This window comes from [Limnothrix rosea] IAM M-220, from assembly GCF_001904615.1.
In the GTDB taxonomy this organism is placed as follows: domain Bacteria; phylum Cyanobacteriota; class Cyanobacteriia; order Cyanobacteriales; family MRBY01; genus MRBY01.
This window is the reverse complement of the sequence record NZ_MRBY01000037.1, coordinates 19,316-42,685: the sequence shown is the minus strand read 5'-3', so window position 1 is coordinate 42,685 and position 23,370 is coordinate 19,316. Positions and strand designations below refer to the sequence as shown.

Genomic DNA, 23,370 nt, shown 5'->3' with positions numbered 1-23,370 from the left:
GCTCTTCCATTCACCGCGTCGTACTTCCGAGCATGCTTAAGCAAAACTCACGTTAATTAATTAATTTCGTATCCAAATCAGAAATGCCAAGGTTGCCGTAATTTACCAACATGGTTTTTTACTATAGACCCTGCACTTGATACCGAACCGATGGTCAATGAAAACCGTTTTGCCTCGATTCTAGTGGTTGAAGACGACTCAACCCAGGCGATTATTCTCAAAAAACTACTCAAAGATCAAAACTTTACCTTCTACTTTGCAGATAACGGTACAAGAGCTTTAGACATTATTTATGAGGAGAGACCCGATCTTGTATTGTGCGATTGGGTAATGCCGGGTATTTCAGGCATCGATGTTTGCAAAGAAATCAAATCTAACCCTAAATTAGCCAGCACCATTTTTATTCTGCTGACCGGGAAAAACTCTGTTGATGACCAAGTTTTTGGCCTAGAGGCTGGTGCTGATGATTTTCTAAATAAACCCGTGGAAAAAAGTCAGCTATTGGCACGGATTCATGCCGGTCTACGGCAAAAACAACTATACAATCAACTTCAAGTTACTAACAAAATTTTAAAAGAAACCCAAGCGCAACTTATTCAAACTCAAAAAATGTCTAGTTTGAGTCGTATTGTTGCTGGGATTGCCCATGAAATCAATAATCCAGCCAACTTTATCTATGGCAATATTCAGTATCTACAGGAATATTTTCAAGAAATACTAGAAGTAATTGAATTGTTTTGTGGAGAATACGATAAATTACCACCGCATATTGAAGAATTGCTTGGTGAGATTGATCTTGAATATTTAAAACAAGATCTTCCTAATATTTTGGCATCAATGAAAACGGGCACACAACGAATTAGTAATATTGTTGCTTCATTAAAAAGTTTTTCTGGGTTGGATGAAGCGGATATTAAATCGGTTGATTTAAATAAATGCCTCGATAATACATTGAGTCTTCTGGAACATCAACTACAAGAAAAAAATATTGATGTTATGCGCCAATACGAAGAGTTGCCCGCAATCAAATGTCATTTTCGCAATATAAATCAAGCGTTAATGCATCTATTTTCTAATGCAATTGATGCTATTGAGATGAAACAAGGGCTAGTGTCAGAGTTTCGGGGGAAAATAACAGTTCAAACGTCAGTTTTATCAGAGGAAAAATTAAAAATATCGATTATTGATAATGGCACGGGGGTATTACCTGAGGCCTTTGAAAATATTTTTGATCCTTTTTTTACGACAAAACCAATCGGTAGTGGTACGGGTCTCGGACTATCTGTCACTTATCGAATTATTCAACGCCATGGTGGCATGCTTTCTTGCAACTCTTTTCCGGATGCTGGAGCGGAGTTTGTGGTTATGTTACCGATTCGTACTGTATAACGCTGATTTATAAGATTTATTTGGGCTTTTGTTGTGGGGATTTTACTGTAAGTTAATTGTTTTTTGGATATAGTTGCTTTCGCATGTGGATAAGGTTTAGGTGTGATTTTGTTGGCTTGATTGTTGTTAGGTTGAGGATTATGAAAGCATCATCAAGGGTGGGGTGGGTGATAGTAATTTTTATGTAGGGATTGGAGTTGGGAGATGAATCATTGGCAAAGGATTTTTCTTGTTTGTGCTGGGTCATTGATGGTTAATAGTTTGGTTGTTGGCTCTGCAGGGGCGATGGTATTGGATCGGGGTTGGCGTTTGGCTGTTGGATTTCATAGTTTGGATCTTGCTGTTGGTGTAAATGGTTTATTAAGGCTTTTGTCTGGTGATAATCGGTTTACTCCGGGGGGGTTCGATGTGGACTTTGATCTTGATGAACAGGGGGAATTTTTTGATTTAGAAATTGATGGTAATTTTGTTGGTCGTTTTGGTTGTTATGAGGCGTTTGGGATTATTAATCTCAATGGGGATATGAGTGGTGAAGGTTGTGCTTTTGATCGGGAGTTTTTGTTTGTTCGTGATTTTGGGTTAAGTCTGGCGGCTTTGATTAATGGCGATCGCCAACTCATCATTGATGCGATATTTTCGGAGGCTGTCGCGTTATCTTCTGTTGGCAACCATTTAACTGTTGTTTTGCGCTATGGCACGGGATCACTCGCTGTCGTGCCCGTACCAGCTCCTGCTGCGGTTTTGCCGGTAATTAGTGGTCTGGCTGTGGTAGGGAAAAAACGGCTTAAAAAAATAGAAAATGATATGGGCTAATTTCTTTTGAGATGTGAGGTGGCTGTAATGATTGAAGCGCCTTGTTGCGAGATGAGTTCCTTTTCGCTGTAAAGCAGCATAATATATAACCACGAAATTTATGAAACCTAGAGCCTGGGTATAAACGTGTCTGAAGAACTTGATGATCTTTCAGTATTAGAGGAAATAGATATCCCAGAGGTGATGCGGGATGAATCGGTCGCGCCATTATCGAATGAAAAACGTCGTAGCGGCATTCCGTCTTTTTTGCTTTTTGGAGGGTTGGCTGTCGGACTTCTTACCCTTGGGGCGATCGCCCTGTGGCAGCTGGTATTGGTAGGATCTATGCCAACGGAGATGAGTGACACCACCTCTACAGAGACGGAGGTATCGACAGCCGGGACAACAGACCCAGAAGCGGGAGCAACGCCGGAACCTGAGTCGGATCAATTACTCGGTCATTTTGCCTATGATGAAGCACCAAGCTGGGAACTCGAATTTGTTTATCCCAGTGGCACGCTAAAGTTACGTCCAGCCGCAGCAGAAAAATATCGGCAAATGGCGGCAGCTGCTCGTCGAGATGGTATTAGTCTCAGTTTGATTTCGGGCTTTCGTTCCATTGAAGAACAAAAATATCTCTTTTTCACAGTGCGAGAACAACGGGCACAGGATATTTCCCAGCGTGCCGAAGTGAGTGCTCCCCCCCGCCATAGCGAACACCATACGGGCTATGCTGTTGATATTGGTGACGCGAATGTGCCGGGCACAAATTTGAGTGAAAGTTTTGAAAATACCGCGGCTTTTCGCTGGCTAGAGTCCAATGCTGCGCGGTTTAGTTTTGAGCTATCGTTTCCTCGCGGTAATCCCCAAGGAATTGCCTATGAACCTTGGCATTGGCGGTTTGTTGGCGATCCAGATAGTCTTGAAACTTTCTATAAGTCACGTCGTTTTAGCGACAATGCGACTGATGCAGATGTATCGCCTACTAATTAATTTCTTTTGCAAGTCCCATCATTAAACTTTTTTCATGGCTGATTCTTTTCCCCAAACCCAGTGGTGGGTACAACGTTGGTTAGAACTACTGGATTCTTATCGTTTCAAAAAAAGATTGGAGCGAGCCCGTATCTATGCTAAGGAAGGAAATGTCCTCAGTATTGATTTTGTGGGTTCTAAGGCGATCGCCGCCGTTCAGGGCAGTGAACCAGATCCCTACCGCGTATCCCTAACCCTTGCGACCTTCAATGACGAAGATTGGAAATATGTCATCGAATCCTTAGGGCAAAAAGCAATTTTTTCCGCACAACTACTAGCGGGGGAAATGCCTGCGGCGATCGAGCAAGTTTTTACCCAAAACGGTTTAAACCTTTTTCCTTTTACCTTAGGTGATGTGAAATCGAAATGCAGTTGCCCCGACAAAGCTAATCCCTGCAAACATATCGGTGCCGTTTACTATCAGCTCGGCGATCGCTTTAGTGAAGATCCCTTCGTGATTTTTCAGTTACGTGGCCGCACGCGCCACCAGATATTAGATGCCCTAAAAGAATTTCGTTTAAATCAAAACGACACCATTAAAACAACCATAGAAAAATCAAAAACCTCTCCTGCAACCAAAACAAAACAAAAAAACACAGCGAAACAATCCATCAATTTCGAAAAATTTTGGCAATATGACCAACCCCTTGACCCTAGTCTCGTCGTCTTAACGCCACCGACCGACGGCAAAACCACATTAGAGATCCTTGGTCAACTGAACCTGCCCTATGAAGAAGCACAAGCTTTTCAAAATTATCTTCAACAAGTCTATGCCATCGCTAGCCAACAAGCTTTGATGCAAGCCCTACAAGGTAGCAACCCTTAAAGACTAATGCTTGAGTCACTGAGCAATAGCTAAAATACCCACTGTTTTTAAGTCAACAAAATACCTTCGATGAATATTAGGGGTGGTGGTTGTTACCCATAGGATCGAAAACACTAAATTTTAGTGATCTTTAGCATGAATCTTCTAGTCACTTGTGGTGTAATAGCAACAATACTCATTTTCCAAATCCAGTATGACTCAAAGGAATATAGCCGATAAAATCAGACGCATATTCCAAAAAGTCCCCCTCAACATTGTTCTGGTTACGCCATTTGTAATGCAAATTGTGACCATCGTTGGTCTTACCGGGCTCCTATCTTTTCGCAATGGGCAACAGGCTGTAGTCGAACTTTCTCGTCAGCTCCAAGCAGAAGTTGCCGCAAGAATCCAACAACATTTAGACTCCTATCTAGAAACATCCCATCTCGTTAACGAAATTAATAAAAGCAACATCCAATCTGGTCTCCTCACAACAGATGATTTGTCAGATTTAGGAGAATATTTTTGGCAACAACTCCAGCTTTTTGAATCAAAAGGCGTTATTTACTACGGTGACGAACAAGGGCGATTTATTGCAGCCCAACGAATTGCAAATAATGGCGATTTCATTTTTGTCAAACGAGAATCTTCAACAGCCCCTGCTGAAATTTACCAAGCCAATGACCAAGGTGAGCTAGCAGCCTTGCAAGGCCATATTCCAAACTTTATCGATATTCGAGAACGTCCTTGGTACTTAGCCGCGACCGAAGCCCAAACAAATACATGGGGCAATATTTTTGCCCTCCAAGTTGTCCCTCAAATTGATTTGCCGGCGAGTGTACCCATACGGAATGCTGGAGGAAAATTACAAGGGGTACTAGGTAATAATCTCTCTTTAAATGCGGTAAGTGAGTTTCTCAGTGGGTTAGAGGTCGGGCAGTCGGGGCAAACGTTTATTATGGAAAAAAATGGCAATCTTGTTGCCAGTTCAACTCTATCTCAACCTTTTTTAACCGATGCTAATAATCAAACGCAACGCATCCAATCTACGGCGAGCGAAAATATTGTTATTCGAGAGATAACGCAATATCTTTTAAGCAGTTTTGGTAGTCTCCATGCTATTGAAAAGACGGAGCAATTTAATTATCGGCTAGCTGGAGAAAAGTACTTTATTGATGTCTTGCCCTATAGAGATGATTGGGGCATTGAATGGCTGATTATTGTCGCAATTCCAGAGTCGGATTTTATGGCTCAAATCAATGAGAATACTCGGACAACGATCTTATTGTGCCTAGCTGCTCTAATTATCGCGATGTACTCGGGCATTTTAACTGCGCGTTTGGTTGCCCGTCCCCTTGCTCATCTTAATGAGGCGGCTAAGGGGGTTGCTCGGGGGAATTTACGTGAGACTGTGTCCTTGAGTCGTGTTCGAGAGGTGCGTGAGTTGGCGAAGTCATTTAATCAAATGACGGATCAAATAGAGGCTTCTTTTACTCAGTTGCGATCCCTTAATCAGGTTCTCGCTGAAAATGAAAGTCGTCTTAATCAGTTGCTGGATGTTTTACCTGTGGGTGTTGCGGTTCATAATCCTAATGGTGAATTGACTTACCTAAATCAAATGGGATATCAGTTGCTGACTGATGAGTTTGTTCAGGCTGAGGTTCTGGGGCATCAGCTTGATGACTACGGTATTTATTCGGCTCAAACCACAAGGCGTTATTCGTCCCAGGAGATTCCTATTAGTCGGGCATTGAAGGGAGAGTTTGTTCGCACTGATGATATTGAGTTGCATCGTCATGGTCGGGTGGTTTCACTGGAGGTGCAAGCTTCGCCGATCTATGGCGAACAGCAGGAGGTTCGAGAGGTGGTTGCTGTTTTTCAGGATATTAGTGAGCGCAAAGAGATGGAAAGTCAACTTATCCATAATGCTCTTTATGATCCTCTCACTAATTTACCGAACCGTAATTTGCTGATGGAGCAGTTAGATACAACGGTGGCGCGTTTACAAAAATCGGCTGATTATCAATGTGCGTTGTTATTTCTCGATTTAGATCAGTTTAAGGTTGTTAATGATAGTTTGGGGCATTTGGCGGGCGATCGCCTTTTGATTGAAGTGGCACGTCGTTTGGAGAATGCTATTCAGCTACCAGATCTTGCAGTACGTATTGGTGGTGATGAGTTTATTTTGTTGCTTGATGATGTGCGTGATATTCGTGTTGCGGTTGAAGTGGCAGAACAGATTTTAGAGCAATTTAAACAACCATTTAGGCTTAATCAACGGGATATTTTTATGTCGCCGAGCATTGGTATTGTGCTGGCTGAGCATAGCTATAAGGAAGCTGCTGACATTTTGCGAGATGCAGATCTAGCGATGTATCAGGCTAAGGCCAAGGGCCGGGCTTGCTACGAAATTTTTAATGAAACATTACATACCCAAGCGGTACGTCGTCTGAATCTTAGTAATGCTCTACGGCAGGCGATCGCCGGCAAAGAGTTCGTTGTTTACTACCAGCCCATTGTCACCCTCAGCACTGGCGAACCCGTCGGCTTTGAGGCCTTGGTACGATGGAATCACCCGGAAGAAGGTCTAATTCCCCCTGATGAATTTATTTATATTGCAGAGGAAACAGGTTTAATTGCAGACTTGGATTTGTATGTGTTAGAGACTGCGGCGACCCAACTGCGGAGATGGCAGAGTCAATTTCCCCAGTTTGCCGCCTGTAAAATTAGTGTGAATTTATCGATGGCGACTTTAAATGCAGATTTGATCCCTCGAATAGATAATATTTTGGCGCAAGTTGGTCTGGATAGTCGCTTTGTTACCTTGGAAGTCACAGAAGGGATTTTGATTAAAGATTTAGCAGAAACGGTTAGTTTGTTGACCCAACTGCAAGCCCGCAATATTCAAATTAGTATTGATGATTTTGGTACTGGTTATTCTTCTCTAAGCTATCTACACCGTCTACCGGTCAATAATCTAAAAATCGATAAGTCTTTTATTCGCCATATGCAAACGGGGGATACCAATTGCGAGATTGTAAAAACTGTCGCGGCTTTAGGACAACAATTGGGTTAAAAAATTATTGCTGAGGGAGTTGAAATCCGAGAACAGCAGGATCTGCTATCTGACTTAAAGTGCGATTTTGGACAGGGCTATTTATTTGCGCGGCCATTGCCGGCTCCCGAAATTGAAGTGCTTTTTTCTGGCTAAGGTCGGTTTGGTTAAGGACTCAATCTACAATTCTTAGGGAAAAGGGGATTCGGGGACTGTGAAGACAAATTATTTGCCATAAAAATCTAATTTCAAGAATTACCTTGACTGAATTTTTTTCCTAATTTTGGTTCTGTGCCTGCAAAGATACGTTCGATATTAGAACGGTGACGCACAATGACATACATGCTCGCTAGGACACCAAAAATAATGTAGGGCAAAGGTTTCTGTAGGACAATCATGAGAATCATGACGGCGATCGCCCCACTGATGGAACTCAGGGAAACGATTTGACTTAGGGTAATTACCAGACCAAAGGTTGCTAGCGTACCAAGGGCAACAATCGGTGTCATCACCAATAAAACACCAATACTGGTGGCGACGGATTTACCACCTTCGAAACCTAAAAAGAGCGATTTACTGTGGCCAATGACTGCGCCAAAAGCTGCGCCGACAATCATCCAGTCTTTAAATTCTATGGGCATCGCAATCCATTCGGGATGGGCAAAGAGCAGTGTCACGAGGAGAATGCCGATCATCCCCTTGAGGGCATCACAGAAGAGCACTGTAATGGCTGCTTTTTTACCAAGGGTTCGGAGGACATTTGTTGCACCGGTAGACCCAGAGCCATGGTGGCGGATATCGATATCTTGCAACCACTTTCCCGCGAGGTAGCCCGTCGGAATGGAACCAAATAAATATGCGATAAGGAGAAAAGTTGCGGCGATCGCCAAGGGAATATACATAGCCAAGGTCCGACAGTGATGCTAGAAAAAGTAGGAAGAATCAGACTGGGGTTCCGGCGCAAAGGCAAGCCACAATTGGTATTGCAATAACGACAGACTGATATTGTCCTCAGCCTCATCAATAATAATTAGCGGTAGTTTATCATCTTCTACGAGACGATCTGCTTTCTGAACGAGCGCGTCAGGATTTTCAAACAAAATCACACCGCTATTGGGGCCAAAATCGCTCCGGGAAATACCAAGGCAATCCTGTAAACCCCGCCGCCATTCACCTAATCTTTCGGGAGTATTGGCCAAAATCAAAGCCCGCAGGCGATCGCCATACATGTTGTAGAGCACCGACAAACCTGCTGAGGCCACCAAAATATTTTGCAAGCGGCTGCCCATGCTCCGCACAGCGCCCCGGCCACCCTGCTCAAAGAACCATTTTTTCACACGGTCTGAATGGATGGGTTCAAAGGTACGACGCAATTGCCAAGGCGGCCCATAATAATCAGGTGACATTTGATATTGCTTGAGGGTTGCCTCAATATGTTGCACCCGTGCGGCAAAATTTTTCTTAGCAAACTGGGGTGGCTCTAGTTTTTGCTTTATGGGTTCTGATGGGGGCACAGGTGTCGCCGCTTGGCTCCAATTGTCGTCGTAGCTGGGGAAATCGAGCTGTTCCGCTGCCATGACCAAATCTTGAAGGCTACCCATGAGATAGTCCCGAAAACCCTGAACGCGTACGGCAATGTCTTGGGAAGCGCCGGCAAAGGTAGTGCGCATTTCTTCGCGGATGCGATCGCGCCGTCGTTCGAGCTGGTCAACGGATTTTTGTAGTGCTGTCTGTTTTGCTTCGAGGGTTTGCAGACTCTTGGCCATAAACTGTTGTACTTGGGTTTCTAGGCCGCCAGTCTGTTCATTAAAAAGACTATTTTTTTCTTTTTTTAGGGCTGCAATTTCTTCAACTAAAGCTGCTTTTTGGCGTTCTAATACGGTGATGTCTGCTTGGATAGCTTGAAATTCTGGGGTTAATGTCGGTTCTTCTGGCGTAACGCTGTCGGCGATCGCCTCTGCTGGTGTAGAATCTTTTGCCGCCTCAGTTTGATCAATTGCAGGAATATCAAGGGGTTGAGGAGGAGCAGGCTTGAGATCTAGCTTGGGTCGGTCTTGGGGATCTGAACTCATAGTGAAAATCCTAGGCGCACATAAATTAATAGTTGATTGCAGTCACATTTAGTCGCGACGGCAGTGTTTTTCTAGTTCGCTTTGTAAGGTGCGCGGGTCAAAAATAATGGGCAAAAAGTGAATACTTTTGACTTCTTTAAAGTAAAACAGGATTGGAACGCTTGTCCAAAAGATACGCCAGTTCTGCCACTCGGCATAGGGAAACTGTCGAATCAGCTTGCCTGAACGATAGATATCAAGATCAGTGGCAGTAAATTGCAATCGTAATGTCAACGTTTGAATCAACAAAAACACGCCAAATAGCCCGATCACACCGCCCACCCAAATCTGTAAAAAGGCGATCGCCCCTCCCGCCGCAATCAAGACAAGGGGAATGTTGTAGCTGGGTTTTAACTCAACAACTTGGGGATGATTCGCTGGAATATTATCGGTCGATTGGGCAGAAGTCATAGTCAAAAAATATCCTGACAATTACAGTTGGAACAGCGTTGGTTCAATTCTAACTTTTACGTTTAGTGGGCGCAGTCGAAATAGGAGATGGGCGATCGCCTTTGATGCCTGTTTCATCGTCATTTCAAATACTTGCAGGATAACTGAAAAACTCAAGTCCCCCTTCCAAAGAGGGATTTAGGGGGATTCTGCATTTCAGCACACACTGAAAATACCATCGATCCGTGAGTTTAAACGTTAAAGCGGAACTCCATCACATCCCCTTCCTGCACAACATATTCCTTGCCTTCAGAACGGAGTAAACCCTTTTCCTTGGCCGCATTAGTCGAACCACACTCCACTAAATCTTGATAGGAAATGGTTTCAGCGCGAATAAAGCCCCGCTCAAAATCCGTATGAATCACACCAGCCGCCTGGGGTGCTTTCATCCCCACCAAAATTGTCCAAGCTCTAGTTTCTGTTTCACCAGTGGTGAGGTACGTTCTTAAACCCAGCAAAGTGTATGTGGCACGAATGAGAGATTGTAAACCCCCCTCTTCAACGCCGAGAGATGCGAGAAAATCAGCCTTTTCCTCAGCATCCAATTCAACAAGTTCAGCTTCGACTTGAGCGGAGACCACGACCACTTGGGCATTTTCTGTGGCTGCAACGCCACGGACTTGCTCGACCCACTCGTTACCTGCGGCTAAATCGTCCTCTGACACATTTGTCGCGTAAATGACAGGTTTTCGCGTCAACAGACCAAGGGCTTTAATGGCGTGTTCTTCATCTTCATCTAGATCCACTTGGCGGGCAGGTCTGCCATCCTCAAGAACCGGGAGGATTTTTTCGAGGACAGCCACCTCTAACATTGCTTCTTTTGCTTTTCCTTTTGCTTGCTTTTTGGCGCGTTCAAGGCGTTTTTCGACTTGGGACATGTCTGCGAGAACAAGCTCTAGGTTGATCACTTCAATGTCGCGGACGGGGTCAACGGAGCCGGAAACGTGAATAATATCGTCGTCGTCAAAACAGCGCACCACATGGACAATGGCATCGACTTCGCGGATATTGGCAAGAAATTGATTGCCGAGGCCTTCCCCTTGGCTCGCCCCTTCGACGAGTCCGGCAATATCAACAAATTCCATGCGGGTCGGCACAATTTTGGCAGATTTAGACAGCTCGGCCAATACTGCTAGACGGGGATCGGGAACTGCAACGACACCGACATTGGGTTCAATGGTGCAAAAGGGAAAATTGGCGGCATCTGCTTTTGCATTTTCGCAGAGGGCATTAAATAGGGTTGATTTTCCGACGTTGGGCAGTCCGACGATTCCGGCTCGTAGCATGGATTTTTTCTACAGATCTGGGTTTTTTAATTAGGTGGTCATTGTATCCCGAATCGCCAGATTTTAATGGTTTTATCTTGGCCGCCGGTGGCAATGGTTTGGCTGTCTGGAGAAATGGCGATCGCCTGAATTGCGCCCCCATGGCCAGCGAGACTAATTAGGGGCTGTTCTTGTCCAATTTGCCAAATATGTAATGTACCTTGGTCATCTCCTGCGGCAAAAAAGCGTTTATTGGGAAAAATAGCGAGGGACTGGATGGGATGACTGACGGGATAGATTTTGTCGCAAGATTGGGTGCGCACTGACCAAACTCTAATGGTTTTATCTTCGCTGGTACTAATCAAAAATTTGCCGTTGGCGCTAATTTGAAAGGCCGTAATTTTGCCGAGATGGCCAGATAGGGTGCTAATCGCTGTTTGATTTTGCCAAAGATATAAATCGTGATCATTTGCACTCACAACAACTGGGGAAAAACCATCGGCATGCAGTAGTTGTGAGCGGTTTGCCGACCAACTTTCAATGAAGGTTTTTGTTTTTAGATCCCACAGGGCGATATGGTGATCTGCGCCGAGGGTTGCCAGCTGATGGTTATCGTCAAGTAATGCTAATCCGACAAGCCATGTCTGTTGTTTTTCGAGGCGATCGCTTTCTGTGTTGGAGCGCCAATCCCAGAGACGGACGGTATAGTCCCAGCTGCTTGAAATCACTTGGGAGCCTAAAAATAAAGCTGCCGAAACAATACCACGATGTCCCCGCAGGCAAGCCACTTCCCAGCGGTATTCCATATTCCAGACACGAATCGTTTGATCGGCGGCGGCACTCGCGAGAAATTTACCTGTTTCGTCAAAGTTTAAATCGCTGATATAGCCTTGATGCCCCTGCATGGTTTTGATGCAATGCCATTTTTCTTGGGGCTGGGGAGAGCGTTCAGGGGCGGTGGATTCTATGGTGGCGATGGGTGGAGGGTTGTTTGTTTTTGGTGGGAATTTAGGGAGCGGGGTCGGATTTTTGGCTTGTAATTGGTGGAGGGCGGCTTGGGCGGAAATGGGGCGATCGCCGATCCGGTCGGAAATTAAACTATCGAGTAATGTGGCGAGGCGATCGCTAACGGGTGTCATTAAATAATCCCGCCAAACCCAACGACTCTCGGTATCTCCAAAGAGTTCAAAGGGATGCATCATGGTCAGTAGCTCAATGCAAATTACCCCAAGACTATATAAATCGCTGGCGGGATAACTTTTGCCGTGGAGCTGTTCCGGCGCGGTGTAAATACCAGAACCAATGAGCGTACCGGGTTGAGCACTAGCAACCTTTGAGGTGGCTTTCGCGGCGGTGAAATCAACAATTGCCCAGTAGCCTTCTGGGGTGAAAATTAGGTTTTTTGGACTTAGATCACGATGGATAAGCTGATGGTCGTGGATTATTTGCAACAACGGCAAAATTGCTTCGAGTAATTCAATGAGCTTTCCTTCACTAAATCGTCCATCGCGGTTAAACCGTTGTAATAGGGATTCTCCAGCCACTTTCTCGAAAACTAGGGTCGGAATATTACTCAAGTCTGCCAAGGTTTTTGGCACAACAGCGTACAAAAGTGTGGGAAATTCGCGGCGATCGCCAAGCTTTTGAAGTTGGGTCAGATTTTGTTTAAATTCAGCGAGAAACTCCTGCGGCATCACACTTTCTGTTACGAGCGATTGCTTGATCACACAGTAGCTGACAGGATTTGTCCTGCGATCCAAGCCGAGAATTGTCCGCCCTTTGATGCCCTGCTGCATTAGGCTAAGACCGCTATAGCGATCGCCGAGCCATAATTTTTGCCCACAATGTAGACAAAAATTTCCCCCATCGGGGTTCTCAGGATTAGGACAGCGGTAGTTGAGACAATAAACCATCAGGGCGATCGCAGATGACAGTACTTATTCTGACAAACAAAAGAACCACTAAACCGTACGATTCAGGATAATTTTTGGATGTTTTCAGTGAATTTTTGGTGATCGCCCCCAAAATACCTGAACTTTGCCGAAAGCCACGATTTTTAACACGATGGGATGATCTCAAAATAAGACTTTGTGAATTGTGCCGCGCTGTCCCATAGGCCGGCTGAAACCGAGCCATAGCTACTCGTTACGATGCAGCTAAATTTAAAATATCGGGCGGTGTTTTGTACGCCAATTTATAGTCTTTTTAGTTGAGTGCGAAACCTTTTATCCCCCTAAATCCCCCTTGTAAAGGAGGACTTGGGTTTTTCAGGGGTCTCATAATTTTTTTAATGGCCATCGACTGGCTAGGCATATTAAGACCACACGAATGCTACATCGTCTAAAATTTCTTTTTATTTCTGCTGAAAATCCATAAAAATCCCCCTTCGTTGCGACCTACACATTTGAAGAGGGATCATGAATTCTCGAAAAGAGAAAAATATTTTTAGTCTTTATTTTCTGGCATCTACCTTCTGAAAAATCTGCGCAATATACCGCTCAGTGGGGCGATCGCCTAATTTTTAGAATCACAATATTTTAGAAACGTTCAACACTACCAAGGAAAATGGGTTCTACCCGAATCGCCCGGACACTCACAGGGCGAATGACCATAAATTCCCCTTGGATATTTTTAATGGGGACATTGATAAAGCCGTGCTCATCAGCCTTCGGAATGAACACATTGCTATACCATTTCTGAAATTCCTTAATGTCAGCGAAACGGACTTCTTCGCGGTGGCCTCCCTCAATGAGGAAGTGAACGGCATATTCGTCTGCTTGTCTGGGCATAATGCTGCTTGTTTATAGAAAAGTGAAAAGGGTTTGAACGGAGAGAAAATGCTCAAATACAATCTCCTGACTCAGTGTATCTTAGGTTGCCCAGAATGCAATTTAAGAAATTAGACGATAGGGTTGCAGGCTACTTTCGAGGACAGTGGGGAGCATTTTTCCAAGCTCAGCGGCATTCCTAAAACTCAGTTGACGATGCTGGGGCAAATCAAAAGGCATCGTGCCTTCTAGATTTTGATCCTGTTGGGATAGCAACAAGATTTGATTGGTGTGTTTATTTTGCAAGCTATAGCCTAATTCCAAAGCGACTTGGGGATCGCAGAGTAAACGACCTTCACTGGCGGCGATCGCCGTAATATCCACAATGTGCAGTAAGCTTTGGCGAATTTTTCGGAGTTGTGTATTATTTACGCGCCACGGCTCATTCGCTGACGACTCGGAAAATTTTAATTCGATAGGAATACGGCTGGATTTATTTAAAGTACTGAGAGCTTTTTCTAATTCTGTGGCGATCGCCTTACCCTTGTCCGATTGAACGGTTTGGGCACTGACAAAAATGTAAGGATGTAGCCAGTTTGTCGCTTGATTTTTAACGAAATAAATTTCTTGGGAGCGTAAATCAACATTGGCAATTGCGTAGGAACCACTCCCCTCAATATAAAACTCGACCGTTTCTCCTTCTAAGTAGCGCTGAAACCAAACCGAACTTTCAATGGTTTTGGCTTCGTCGAGGAAATCTGCCCGCAATGCCGATTTCAAGAGGCTATTCCGGTTTAGTCGTAAATCGTGGGGACGCTGAATCACCTCAGCGACGGGTTGGTAATGCTCTAGATACCAAGCCTTAAGCGCAATAATTGCCATTCGGGATAAGCTCGATCAAAATCAGTACAGATGATCTTAGCAGTAAACCCCGATATCTTCACCTACTTCATCAGCGAGATAGCACAAGGCGCGGAAACGAAGGGCAACAAGCTCTTCATAGACAGGGTTTAGCTTGCAAAGAGGCGGAATACTAAATAGTACACGACCGAGAAAACTCACGTCACGGGCGAAGGGACACTGGGCAGGAATCAAACGGCAAACGAGGTGGGCGGATTCTGGCGTTGTAAATTCGATGGCGTTTAACCAAAAACGTAGGGATTGGAAAATATCAATGCGATGATTTTTGAAGGAGCCGGAATACTGGAGATTGTTGCGATTCTGATTTGAAAGTTCCATGGCGATCGCCTAACGAATTTAGGGATGTTTGTTTTCAAGAAGGCTTCGAAAAACAGAATTTATCGGTTCTAAAATCGAAGTCTTACATCTACATTTCTCTTCAAGGTTTCAATCACGAATTACACAAGCCGCTTTTGATCCCCAAGCAATCATCGAATGTCGTAGCCTAAAATTGCGGGAGAAAGATAGAGTGTTGTTTAACTTAATTCCAGTATCGACAAACCTTTCTGGATAAACGGTGATCTAGGTAACAGTTGGAGCGAATTCATGCGAAGACAGCGTAAAGCTTGTGTAAAAGTTCCATGGGAATGCAAGGTTTATAGGTATTTAAAACTAGGTGATTTCAAGGCTTATAGGTATTTACAGCTATTAATTGAACAGGGGAGTATGTGAGGTTTGGGAGCATCTTTGGATATTGTGCTGCCAGCGCTCTGGATTTCGCTGCGGGTGGCGGGTTTTGCAACGGTTTTATCAATGGTTTTTGGCGGAGGACTAGCCTATGCGGTAGTGCGCTATCGGTTTTGGGGGAAGTTTTGGCTAGAGGCGATCGCCACGTTACCTTTAGTGATGCCGCCGACGGTGGTTGGTTTTTTTCTATTACAAGCTTTAAGCACCGAAAATTTTCTAGGAAAATGGCTCGATCAAAGTTTAGGAATACGGTTAATTTTTTCTTGGCAGGGGGCAACAATTGCGGCGGCGGTAATGGCTTTTCCGTTGATGTTTAAAACGACAAAAGCGGCATTGCAAGGTGTTGATCCGATTTTCCTTGAAGCAGCGGCAACATTGGGACAACCCGAATGGGCGATCGCCTCCAAAATTTGGATACCCTTAGCGAGTCGCGGTATTTTAGCGGGAATCCTCTTGAGCTTTACGAGGGCGCTGGGAGAATTTGGTGCAACATTAATGGTGGCGGGCAATATTCCCCGCGTCACCCAAACGATGCCCATGGCAATTTACGAAGCCGTACAAACAGGCAATGATGCTTTAGCGCTTATTTTTGTGGGAATTCTCACGATATTGTCTTTACTCAGTTTGCTCCTGACGCAATATCTCGAACGTCGCACGATTGTCCATCGCCATTTTTTGCGGTAATGATGATGCAAAGAACGCCGCGATTTTATGATTCCACGCCCTTTTGGCTCCTACTGGGGATAGTTTCCCTTGGTCTTCATGGGGCGATCGCCTTCTTTTTTTTACAAAAAGTTATTCGCCTAGATTTTGCTGAGACAACTTTTGTACCCATTGAAATTGTGGCTGTACCGAGTGACATTCCCACCGATACCCCATTAACCGTTACACCGAATTTGGAATCCGAGGCGATCGCCACACCTGCACCCACACCATCATCTCCCAGTCCACAACCTTCACCCACTCCCCAAGCCCCCTTATCCCCAGCACCACCAACTCCCGCACCTAAAGCACCTCAACCAACTCCGCCTACACCGACTCCAACGCCGACACCGCCTACGCCCCAGCCAAATCCCCCAGCGCCCACGCCGACACCACCAAGCCCCCCTAGTCCACCCACTCCAACACCGACATCTCCAACTCCCATTCCCTCAACACCTACGCCGCCAGTTCCTAGCCCACCGACTCCGACACCTGCACCGCCAACACCTACGCCAGTTCCCTCTACCCCAAGTCCTCCAACACCATCACCTCCTAGTCCAGCACCTGTTAGCACTGTGCCAAGTTCCCTCAACGTAAGTTTTGGCAAATTTGAGCTGAGTGACTCAACCCGTACTATTCCGGATCAGACGGGAAAACCAATTCGTACTCAGCAGCAATTAGAGGCGATCGCCTATCTCCAAACAGAAAATCTATCTCTTAGCGAAACCATTACTATTGAATTTGTATTCACAATTGATCGAAATGGCCGATTTGATGCAATTCAAGATGAGCAGAATGATCCAAGCGACGATATCGTTATCCGTCCACCTTTGTTAAATTCATCTCAAGCTAAAACTTTAGTCAGCGAAATCCTGAATCGCTGGCAGTTTGAACCGACGCAGATGGGCGGACAACCTGTTTATCAGTCCTACCGTGCCCAGCTGGTCATCAAACCCATTTTCTAGCAAACTTTGCCCTCAGCTCTTGGCATTTTTTAGGTGAAATGTTACCTTTATGGAAGTGTCTAAACCACTTGCGGGTGTAGTTTAGTGGTAAAACCTCAGCCTTCCAAGCTGATGATAGGGGTTCGATTCCCCTCACCCGCTTTCAGAAAAAACTCATTAAATAATTTGCCTTAGCCTTGCATTTTGCCTGAAATTGAGGCGCTTATTTTTGCTTGGCGTTACCCTGCCGCTGCACTCAACATTAGGGTAACTCTTTGTTTGCCACTACTCCGCTGGCTGTTCTGGGTCTTGTGCGGACAGAGACCAATGATATTCGTAGGGAATGCGGAGCTGGTCACAACTGCGTTCTAGCTGTTTTTGCTGGGAAAATGCCTTGCGTAGTGTCAGGATGAGGGCTTGTACTTGCTCTTGGGTCATGCGGTCTTGGTTAGCTTCCCGCTGGGTTTTGCGTTCGAGAAGTTGCAAAATTGTCTCGTAATGAATGTGGGAAGGCATGGGGATAGGTTGCATAGTGGTGAATGTCTTGGTGTTTTTTTTAGATCAATATTCTGTGGCAAAGTTTAACGCGTCCGGTTACCTGTGTCATCGGATTTATCTCTCTTTGTTTCGCCGTAAAAGTTGTTGGATTTGGTGGTAGATAGCGTGACTATTTGGCTTGATCTTTTGATATTTTTTCTGTTTCTAGATTGGCTTTAATGGCGGGCGATCGCCACCCTAGAAAAACAAAAGGTAGAAGTTCACCGAGGGTACTCACGAGTCGGAGAATTGCCACAATAATAAGTAGATTGCCTTCCGTCACACCTGTTTGTCCCACCGTTTCGAGTAGCACGATCGCCACCAGTTCAAAGACACCGATGCCCCCCGGAGCGCCCGGCACAATAAATCCCGCTAGCCATGCGCCACTGTAAATACCTAAAAGCGCTGGAATTTGAGTGATATTTAACGGGGCGATCGCCTGCCAAATGAGTAGAAAACCAACCCCTCGTAGCAACACATAGCCAATTTCGCCGAGGAGTGGCTGCCACGGATAAACTTGCAAAATTACGGGAACATGATCCTTCGTTTTTCCTGTAGAAACCTTTTGGATAACCGGGTTGAAAAATTTTGGGTGAATACCGACTAACACAGCGACTAGACCCAACGGAATTAACACCTTCAACCAAGGCGTGGCCGTCACTTCTGCGAGATTAGCACCCAGCCCCAAAACCGCAATCATGACCGCCCCAGCGGCTAAAAGCAGCGGCTCGAGCAACACCGATAAGCTGGCAACCCCCCACGAACTACCCGACTCAACCACCTTAGTCATGCGCCCATAGAAATGCCAGACATTACCCGGCAAATACTTAGCTAAATTCGTTCTGATATAAATACGTGTCGCTGCCCAGAGGGGAATATTGACGCGAAATAACTTTAAAATGCCGCCCCACACAACCGCCGACCAAACATAGGCGATCGCCGTCACGATAATCGCGAGACCAATTAAACCCCAATCCTCAAGCTCCAGCCGAACCTTGGCAACTTCTTCCCAGTGGCTTCGTAAAGCTGATAGCAAAAAAAATAGCGTTAGTCCGAAAATCAACCAACGCAAATAAGGCTTAATCCTGTTCAATAAGACCTTCAAGACCCTAAAAATAGACCTCCGACCCTCAACACCTGATAACTGTTCACTGATACCTGTTCACTGTTCACTGTTCACTGATACCCGTTCACTGTTCAACACTGCGCCCATTGTAAAGGCTCATAGCTTTCTCCACGCCTTCTTTGAGGCTCATGGAGAGGGCATCCTCTGACAGGGTTAAAACCTTTTTAAGGATTGGTTGTTCGTCCGGTGAGAATTTACCTAGAACATGGGAAATTGTTTGGCGATCGCCTTGAAACCTTGCCTTACCGATGCCGATGCGTAGCCGCGGAAAATCTTTCGTGCCGAGGTGAGAAATGATCGATTTGATGCCATTATGACCACCCGCAGACCCAGTTAAGCGTAGCCGTAACCGACCCAAAGGCAAATCCATATCATCATAGACCACCAACACCGACTCCGGCGGAATCTTGTACCAATCAACCACAGCCCGTAGCGACTGCCCAGAGCGGTTCATATAGGTTGTCGGCTTGAGTAAACCCAGCTTTTTACCATCATGGCGTGCCTCAGCCCAGAAGCCATGAAACTTTTTATTCTCTTGCAAAGAAACACCCCAGTCACTTGCGAGGCGATCAACAAACTCAAAACCAATATTGTGGCGAGTGCGATCATACTTCGGCTCAGGATTCCCTAAACCCACAATTAACTGGGGAATAACTAACGATGTCGTTTGACCCATGAAAAATACGAAAAATGCCCTTAGTAAGACTTTGACTGCTCAAACAGCGTCTCTAAGTATACTCTGGCGCAAGAACGATAGCTCTCCGCCTCCTCCGGTGTTTTCCCCTCTCCTGTTTGGAGCAAAAACTGAGACAAAGCAGCCGCAAAAACACGGTCCTGATCCCAACTAGAATGGTTCTCAAGATAAACCTGTAGTGACTCGTGGAGTGCCTCAGGGATTTCTGCCAAAATGCTCACAGTGGTGCTATTCATCATTGCCTTATACCTTGCCAACTCTACTCAATGGACGGGTGAAAAATATGTTGTGCAAGAAAAAATTCGCTTCAAAAATTTAGGGGATTGTTACGAGGTTAAAGCGGGGTAAATTTTTCTCCATGCCGCCCTATTGTTGTCTAACTAGGGGTGGTTTTGTCAATATTGCAAAATGTAACAAGGCAGTGCTCCTCTGGCGACTGACAACGAAAGAATAAGGCTTTCAGCACTTTTTTGTTGTTATTACTTAAATAATACAACTGTAATCAACGGCTGTGGATAGAAAAAAAACGAATTTCCCAAGGATCATCGTAATTCGTAGAAACACGTTTAAAGCTGTGGAAAACTTTGGGAAAACTGTGGAAAAGGTGAAAGTACTTTGGGGAAACTATGGGGAATGCCTGAGGGATCTTTTTTTAGAAAAATAAGAATTGCAAATTTATTGAAAATCAGTGAATTTCGGGGAGGGATCTGTTTAAATAAATCCAAGTTCCCTGAGATTTCCTTCCCATGCAACAAATTTCAACTCAGCGATCAGTGGTCACGGTATCGGGGTCTTCTGATGTCCGGCAGTGTGGCATCAATAAAAATCATTGGTATGTGGCCGCCCGTAGTACGGAGGTGGTGGATCGACCCTTTGGTTTTACGCTCTGGAAGGAAAAGTTTGTGTTGTTTCGCGATACACGGGGAGAGGTTCATGCCTTGGAGGATCGGTGTCCCCACCGTCAAGTTCAGCTGAGTTCTGGTGAGGTAAAGGGCGATCGCCTTGAATGTTCGTACCATGGCTGGCAATTTGATGCGGCCGGAACCTGTGCCCATGTGCCCTATTTGGCGGAAAATCAACAGCGTCCGAGCTGCAAGATTCGTTCTTTACCCGTGCGGGAGCAGGATGGCTTTGTGTGGGTTTTTCCCGGTGATCCAGATATTTTAGAAGCCCAAAATATTGAGCCTTTTGCGTTACCTGAATGGGATCATTTGAATTACATTGTCACGGTTTCAGTGATTGAATGTGAGGGGCATTTTTCCTATCTCATCGAAAATTTGATGGATATGTACCATGGTCATTTGCACAATGATTATCAGGCATGGACATCAGCAAAATTAGAGGATTTAGAAGCAACGGATTCAAGGGTTGATGCCCATTATGAAGCCCAGAGTTATTATAAGATTGACAAAATTTGGTCTATTTCCCAGCTCTTTTTTCCGGCTCTGCGCAGGCTCCATCCTGAGCCGCTAGATGTCAGTTATGTTTACCCGAATTGGGATGCAACTTTGGGGAATGATTTTAAGATTACTTGTTTGTTTTGCCCGACTAGTGAGACCCATACAAAGGCTTATTTGATTCACTTTACGTCTTTAAATGCGTTTTGGCGGCTCCATAAATTACCTGTGAAATTCCGCCGTTTTGTGAAAGATTCTCTCTTTGGTGCGGCACAAAAGTTATTGGATGGTTTAGTGGAGCAAGATGTGGAAATGATCGAGCAGGAGCAACAGGCTTATCTTGCGAATCCGAAGCGGCGAAATGTAGAGCTAAATCGCACAATTGTTGCTGTTCAAAAACTTATTAAACAACAGGCGATCGCCAACACAAATTAAATTGAGAAATATCTAATGTCAGGATGGCTTAGTTGGTCATGGTTACTGCAAAAAAAGATGCGATGTTAGCCTTTGGCTTTTTTAAGTATTTCATTGATTGTATTCATGGTTTCTTGTACGGACTCTAGGGCGATCGCCGCCATAATTTAACGTTAGTTTTGCTGAAAGATTGCATCTAAAACTCTTTGGGACAAGGAGATGTGGGAAGTCGAAGACATCGGGAATAGTGATATTGTTCCCACGCAATTTTTGTCCAAACCTATGAGTTGCGGAGAGCTCCCCACCACCTTGGCGGCTGTCTACTGTGCCGCCATGACAAACTCTGCTTAACGTGAGTTTTGCTTAAGCATGCTCGGAAGTACGACGCGGTGAATGGGAGAGCGAGAGATCGGGAGATATTTCTATGCAAACAATCCTACTAGCTTTCAAAAAATGCAAATTTTCGTTGCTTCCCCGTGTCTCTCCCTCTCCATGTCTCCTTTTCTCTAAAGAATTTTGGCTACATTCTTATCCATAACTGACGTTGCTTAACCCAAACTCAGGTGAATTTAATGCTCTAAAATTGACTTTTTGGTCAAAAATATTGCAATAAAAATGCGGGTTTGCGTCCTACGCCTTTAATTATGTTTTGGCTGGACTGCAGGGCTAATGGTGGATTTGTGCGGCAAGCCGTTGGTGTTTAGTTAAAGGATTCTGCCCAAGTTTTTGCCCAGGCGAGAGTGTTGTTAACGTCATCTATGGTGGGGGCTTCGCAGTAGAGGCGCAAAACGGGTTCTGTACCGCTAAACCGGATCAAGAGCCAGCTTTGGTCAGCAAGGCGAAATTTGTAGCCGTCTTTGGTGTTGCAATCTAAGACTTTTTTGTCGGCAATGGTGGTCGGGGTATTGTCTTTCAGCTCGCTCAGGAGGCGATCGCGGATGGAGAAATCTTTCAGGTGTAAATCAATGCGGTCATAGACCGAGGAAAATCCGACTTGATCTAGAAGCCCTTGGTAAATATCGCCTAAGTCTTTGCCTGAGGTGGCGATCGCCTCAAGGACATAGAGGGCTGCCAGCAGCGCGTCCCGCTCAGGGATATGGTGACCATAGCCAATGCCGCCGGACTCTTCGCCACCCAGTAAAACTTTTTCGTCCAGCATCCGCTCGGCAATGTATTTGTAGCCAATGGGCGTTTCAAATAACGGCAAATTAAAGCTCTCGCTTAGCAGGGGAATGAGATCCGAACCGCTGACTGTTTTAACCACTTCGCCGCCATAACCGCGATTTTGAGAGAGGTGCGCCAATAAAACCGGGATCAATTTTTGAGAACTGAGGAAATTACCTGCACTGTCTACGGCGGCAATGCGATCGCTATCACCATCAAAGACAAATCCCACTTGAATGGCCTCAGGATTTTGTGCCTGCGCAGACCGAATGACTCGTTTGAGTTGGGAAAGATTTTTCTCTAGGGGTTCTGGGGCGCGGCCACCAAATAATGGATCGGGATCGCAATGGACTTCCTGAATGGTTTCATTGAGGAGCTGGGTTAAACCGCCCGATGCTGCGCCATACATGACATCGGCAAAGACTTCGAGCTTCCCGGCGGCGATCGCCCCCCGAATGGCTTCCACATCTACCAACCGTTGGAGACCATCACAATAATCTGCCCAAGGATCAAAATACTCTAAAGAGCCATTTGTGCCGTTGCTGGGGGGAATACCAGCGTCAAGTTTCGCTTCGATTTGCGCCGTAATCTCTCCCGATACTGAGCCACCAAATGCGCCCTTCACCTTTAAACCGAGATAACCAGCGGGATTATGGCTGGCTGTCATGGCGATCGCCCCCAGTGCTTTTTGGTGATGGGCGGCGTAACTGAGGGCTGGAGTCGGGGAAAAACAGTTGGCGAGCTTAACGGTAAACCCTTCCCCTTGGATAGCTTCGGCGGCAGCGAGGGCAAATTCATTAGCCAGAAAACGGCGATCGTAGCCCACAATGACAGTATCGGATGTTGCTTGGTCTGCGTAATTTTCCTTGAGGACATAGGCCGCGGCGATCGCCACCCGTTGAACCCGCTCAAACGTGAAATCAGCTGCAATTATTCCACGCCAACCGTCCGTGCCAAATTTAATTGGTTTTTTGCTTGGAATAGACATCACGTCTTTGACTCCTATAAACAACTCGATAATTCTGCTAAAAGGATGCCAAAAACGCCTTCATATTGTCAATTCAATCTGTCAAAATAA

At 45.4% G+C, this 23,370-nt stretch carries 22 protein-coding genes, 1 tRNA gene and 1 pseudogene; 9 read left to right on the top strand and 15 right to left on the bottom strand.

What is annotated here, in order from left to right:
• Nucleotides 1–150 precede the first annotated feature (150 nt).
• The 5 genes and pseudogenes from NIES208_RS13635 (at nt 151) to NIES208_RS13615 (ending at nt 7,229) form a co-directional block, all read left to right on the top strand.
• Entirely contained in the window at nt 151–1,389 is a 1,239-nt protein-coding gene (locus tag NIES208_RS13635; protein ID WP_075893535.1) for a response regulator, read from the top strand.
• Between the two features lie 204 nt (nt 1,390–1,593).
• Nucleotides 1,594–2,202 carry a PTPA-CTERM sorting domain-containing protein gene (locus NIES208_RS13630; protein WP_139325068.1) on the top strand — a complete coding sequence of 203 codons (609 nt, stop codon included), beginning with the start codon at nt 1,594–1,596 and terminating at the stop codon, nt 2,200–2,202.
• 126 nt (nt 2,203–2,328) lie between these two features.
• Nucleotides 2,329–3,174, top strand: coding sequence for a M15 family metallopeptidase (locus NIES208_RS13625; RefSeq protein WP_225875313.1), 846 nt, complete (start codon nt 2,329–2,331; stop codon nt 3,172–3,174).
• 34 nt (nt 3,175–3,208) lie between these two features.
• Nucleotides 3,209–4,039 (top strand): SWIM zinc finger family protein, encoded by an 831-nt coding sequence (locus NIES208_RS13620; RefSeq protein WP_075893533.1) that lies wholly within the window; start codon nt 3,209–3,211, stop codon nt 4,037–4,039.
• A gap of 193 nt (nt 4,040–4,232) precedes the next feature.
• Nucleotides 4,233–7,229: pseudogene (locus NIES208_RS13615) on the top strand (bifunctional diguanylate cyclase/phosphodiesterase).
• A gap of 92 nt (nt 7,230–7,321) precedes the next feature.
• On the opposite strand, the gene plsY reads toward NIES208_RS13615, so the two are convergent.
• The 10 genes from plsY to NIES208_RS13570 form a co-directional block, all read right to left on the bottom strand.
• Nucleotides 7,322–7,969, bottom strand: coding sequence for a glycerol-3-phosphate 1-O-acyltransferase PlsY (gene plsY / locus NIES208_RS13605; protein ID WP_315861642.1), 648 nt, complete (start codon nt 7,967–7,969; stop codon nt 7,322–7,324).
• Nucleotides 7,970–7,996: 27 nt separating this feature from the next.
• Nucleotides 7,997–9,145: a DUF3086 domain-containing protein gene (locus NIES208_RS13600; RefSeq protein ID WP_075893530.1), complete on the bottom strand. Its 1,149-nt coding sequence runs from the start codon at nt 9,143–9,145 to the stop codon at nt 7,997–7,999.
• Nucleotides 9,146–9,193: 48 nt separating this feature from the next.
• Nucleotides 9,194–9,595: a DUF3119 family protein gene (locus NIES208_RS13595; protein ID WP_075893529.1), complete on the bottom strand. Its 402-nt coding sequence runs from the start codon at nt 9,593–9,595 to the stop codon at nt 9,194–9,196.
• A 21-nt stretch (nt 9,596–9,616) separates the two neighbouring features.
• Complete coding sequence (locus NIES208_RS19700; protein ID WP_282956467.1) at nt 9,617–9,751, bottom strand: hypothetical protein; 135 nt, start codon at nt 9,749–9,751, stop codon at nt 9,617–9,619.
• A 74-nt stretch (nt 9,752–9,825) separates the two neighbouring features.
• Nucleotides 9,826–10,920, bottom strand: a complete 1,095-nt coding sequence (gene ychF / locus NIES208_RS13590; protein ID WP_075893528.1) for a redox-regulated ATPase YchF — start codon at nt 10,918–10,920, stop codon at nt 9,826–9,828.
• 38 nt (nt 10,921–10,958) lie between these two features.
• Nucleotides 10,959–12,812, bottom strand: a complete 1,854-nt coding sequence (locus NIES208_RS13585) for a WD40 repeat domain-containing serine/threonine-protein kinase (RefSeq protein ID WP_075893527.1) — start codon at nt 12,810–12,812, stop codon at nt 10,959–10,961.
• Complete coding sequence (locus tag NIES208_RS18670; RefSeq protein WP_139325067.1) at nt 12,781–13,035, bottom strand: hypothetical protein; 255 nt, start codon at nt 13,033–13,035, stop codon at nt 12,781–12,783. Before NIES208_RS18670 ends, NIES208_RS13585 begins: the two co-directional genes overlap by 32 nt.
• Nucleotides 13,036–13,436: 401 nt before the next feature.
• On the bottom strand, nt 13,437–13,688 hold the full coding sequence (locus NIES208_RS13580; protein ID WP_075893526.1) for a hypothetical protein: 252 nt from the start codon (nt 13,686–13,688) through the stop codon (nt 13,437–13,439).
• 102 nt (nt 13,689–13,790) lie between these two features.
• Nucleotides 13,791–14,549: a hypothetical protein gene (locus tag NIES208_RS13575; RefSeq protein WP_075893525.1), complete on the bottom strand. Its 759-nt coding sequence runs from the start codon at nt 14,547–14,549 to the stop codon at nt 13,791–13,793.
• 36 nt (nt 14,550–14,585) lie between these two features.
• Entirely contained in the window at nt 14,586–14,906 is a 321-nt protein-coding gene (locus tag NIES208_RS13570; RefSeq protein WP_075893524.1) for a Mo-dependent nitrogenase C-terminal domain-containing protein, read from the bottom strand.
• A gap of 396 nt (nt 14,907–15,302) precedes the next feature.
• Between NIES208_RS13570 and modB the strand changes: the two genes are divergently transcribed.
• The 3 genes from modB (at nt 15,303) to NIES208_RS13545 (ending at nt 17,122) form a co-directional block, all read left to right on the top strand.
• Nucleotides 15,303–15,998 carry a molybdate ABC transporter permease subunit gene (gene modB, locus NIES208_RS13565; protein WP_075893523.1) on the top strand — a complete coding sequence of 232 codons (696 nt, stop codon included), beginning with the start codon at nt 15,303–15,305 and terminating at the stop codon, nt 15,996–15,998.
• On the top strand, nt 15,998–16,981 hold the full coding sequence (locus tag NIES208_RS19240; protein WP_139325066.1) for a hypothetical protein: 984 nt from the start codon (nt 15,998–16,000) through the stop codon (nt 16,979–16,981). The genes modB and NIES208_RS19240 overlap by 1 nt, the downstream gene beginning before the upstream one ends.
• 70 nt (nt 16,982–17,051) lie before the next feature.
• A tRNA-Gly gene (locus NIES208_RS13545) sits at nt 17,052–17,122 on the top strand.
• 123 nt (nt 17,123–17,245) lie between these two features.
• Here the strand turns inward: NIES208_RS13545 and NIES208_RS13540 are convergent.
• The 4 genes from NIES208_RS13540 to NIES208_RS13525 all read right to left on the bottom strand — a co-directional run bounded on the left by NIES208_RS13540 (nt 17,246) and on the right by NIES208_RS13525 (nt 19,553).
• Nucleotides 17,246–17,491 (bottom strand): DUF5340 domain-containing protein, encoded by a 246-nt coding sequence (locus NIES208_RS13540; protein WP_075893519.1) that lies wholly within the window; start codon nt 17,489–17,491, stop codon nt 17,246–17,248.
• Nucleotides 17,492–17,627: 136 nt separating this feature from the next.
• On the bottom strand, nt 17,628–18,533 hold the full coding sequence (locus NIES208_RS13535) for a putative bifunctional lysylphosphatidylglycerol flippase/synthetase (protein WP_225875312.1): 906 nt from the start codon (nt 18,531–18,533) through the stop codon (nt 17,628–17,630).
• Between the two features lie 154 nt (nt 18,534–18,687).
• On the bottom strand, nt 18,688–19,299 hold the full coding sequence (pth, locus tag NIES208_RS13530) for an aminoacyl-tRNA hydrolase (RefSeq protein WP_075893517.1): 612 nt from the start codon (nt 19,297–19,299) through the stop codon (nt 18,688–18,690).
• A 20-nt stretch (nt 19,300–19,319) separates the two neighbouring features.
• Complete coding sequence (locus tag NIES208_RS13525) at nt 19,320–19,553, bottom strand: DUF2811 domain-containing protein (RefSeq protein WP_075893516.1); 234 nt, start codon at nt 19,551–19,553, stop codon at nt 19,320–19,322.
• A gap of 510 nt (nt 19,554–20,063) precedes the next feature.
• On the opposite strand from NIES208_RS13525, the gene NIES208_RS13520 reads away from it, so the two are divergent.
• The gene (locus tag NIES208_RS13520; RefSeq protein WP_075893515.1) at nt 20,064–21,149 is read left to right on the top strand and encodes an aromatic ring-hydroxylating dioxygenase subunit alpha; all 1,086 of its coding nucleotides are present in this window, start codon (nt 20,064–20,066) and stop codon (nt 21,147–21,149) included.
• A 679-nt stretch (nt 21,150–21,828) separates the two neighbouring features.
• Here NIES208_RS13520 and NIES208_RS13515 read toward each other — a convergent pair.
• Nucleotides 21,829–23,280 (bottom strand): phosphoglucomutase/phosphomannomutase family protein, encoded by a 1,452-nt coding sequence (locus NIES208_RS13515; protein ID WP_075893514.1) that lies wholly within the window; start codon nt 23,278–23,280, stop codon nt 21,829–21,831.
• Nucleotides 23,281–23,370 lie beyond the last annotated feature (90 nt).

Bases quoted from the DNA above. Each gene is read 5' to 3' on its own strand.
- NIES208_RS13595 (WP_075893529.1), bottom strand. From the start codon at position 9,595: ATGACTTCTGCCCAATCGACCGATAATATTCCAGCGAATCATCCCCAA.
- NIES208_RS13630 (WP_139325068.1), top strand. From the start codon at position 1,594: ATGAATCATTGGCAAAGGATTTTTCTTGTTTGTGCTGGGTCATTGATG.
- ychF (WP_075893528.1), bottom strand. From the start codon at position 10,920: ATGCTACGAGCCGGAATCGTCGGACTGCCCAACGTCGGAAAATCAACC.
- NIES208_RS13515 (WP_075893514.1), bottom strand. From the start codon at position 23,280: ATGTCTATTCCAAGCAAAAAACCAATTAAATTTGGCACGGACGGTTGG.
- NIES208_RS13525 (WP_075893516.1), bottom strand. From the start codon at position 19,553: ATGAATAGCACCACTGTGAGCATTTTGGCAGAAATCCCTGAGGCACTC.
- pth (WP_075893517.1), bottom strand. From the start codon at position 19,299: ATGGGTCAAACGACATCGTTAGTTATTCCCCAGTTAATTGTGGGTTTA.
- NIES208_RS13600 (WP_075893530.1), bottom strand. From the start codon at position 9,145: ATGAGTTCAGATCCCCAAGACCGACCCAAGCTAGATCTCAAGCCTGCT.
- NIES208_RS13540 (WP_075893519.1), bottom strand. From the start codon at position 17,491: ATGCAACCTATCCCCATGCCTTCCCACATTCATTACGAGACAATTTTG.
- NIES208_RS13575 (WP_075893525.1), bottom strand. From the start codon at position 14,549: ATGGCAATTATTGCGCTTAAGGCTTGGTATCTAGAGCATTACCAACCC.
- NIES208_RS19240 (WP_139325066.1), top strand. From the start codon at position 15,998: ATGATGATGCAAAGAACGCCGCGATTTTATGATTCCACGCCCTTTTGG.
- NIES208_RS13585 (WP_075893527.1), bottom strand. From the start codon at position 12,812: ATGGTTTATTGTCTCAACTACCGCTGTCCTAATCCTGAGAACCCCGAT.
- NIES208_RS13620 (WP_075893533.1), top strand. From the start codon at position 3,209: ATGGCTGATTCTTTTCCCCAAACCCAGTGGTGGGTACAACGTTGGTTA.
- NIES208_RS13520 (WP_075893515.1), top strand. From the start codon at position 20,064: ATGCAACAAATTTCAACTCAGCGATCAGTGGTCACGGTATCGGGGTCT.
- NIES208_RS13635 (WP_075893535.1), top strand. From the start codon at position 151: ATGGTCAATGAAAACCGTTTTGCCTCGATTCTAGTGGTTGAAGACGAC.
- NIES208_RS13580 (WP_075893526.1), bottom strand. From the start codon at position 13,688: ATGCCCAGACAAGCAGACGAATATGCCGTTCACTTCCTCATTGAGGGA.
- NIES208_RS18670 (WP_139325067.1), bottom strand. From the start codon at position 13,035: ATGGCTCGGTTTCAGCCGGCCTATGGGACAGCGCGGCACAATTCACAA.
- NIES208_RS13570 (WP_075893524.1), bottom strand. From the start codon at position 14,906: ATGGAACTTTCAAATCAGAATCGCAACAATCTCCAGTATTCCGGCTCC.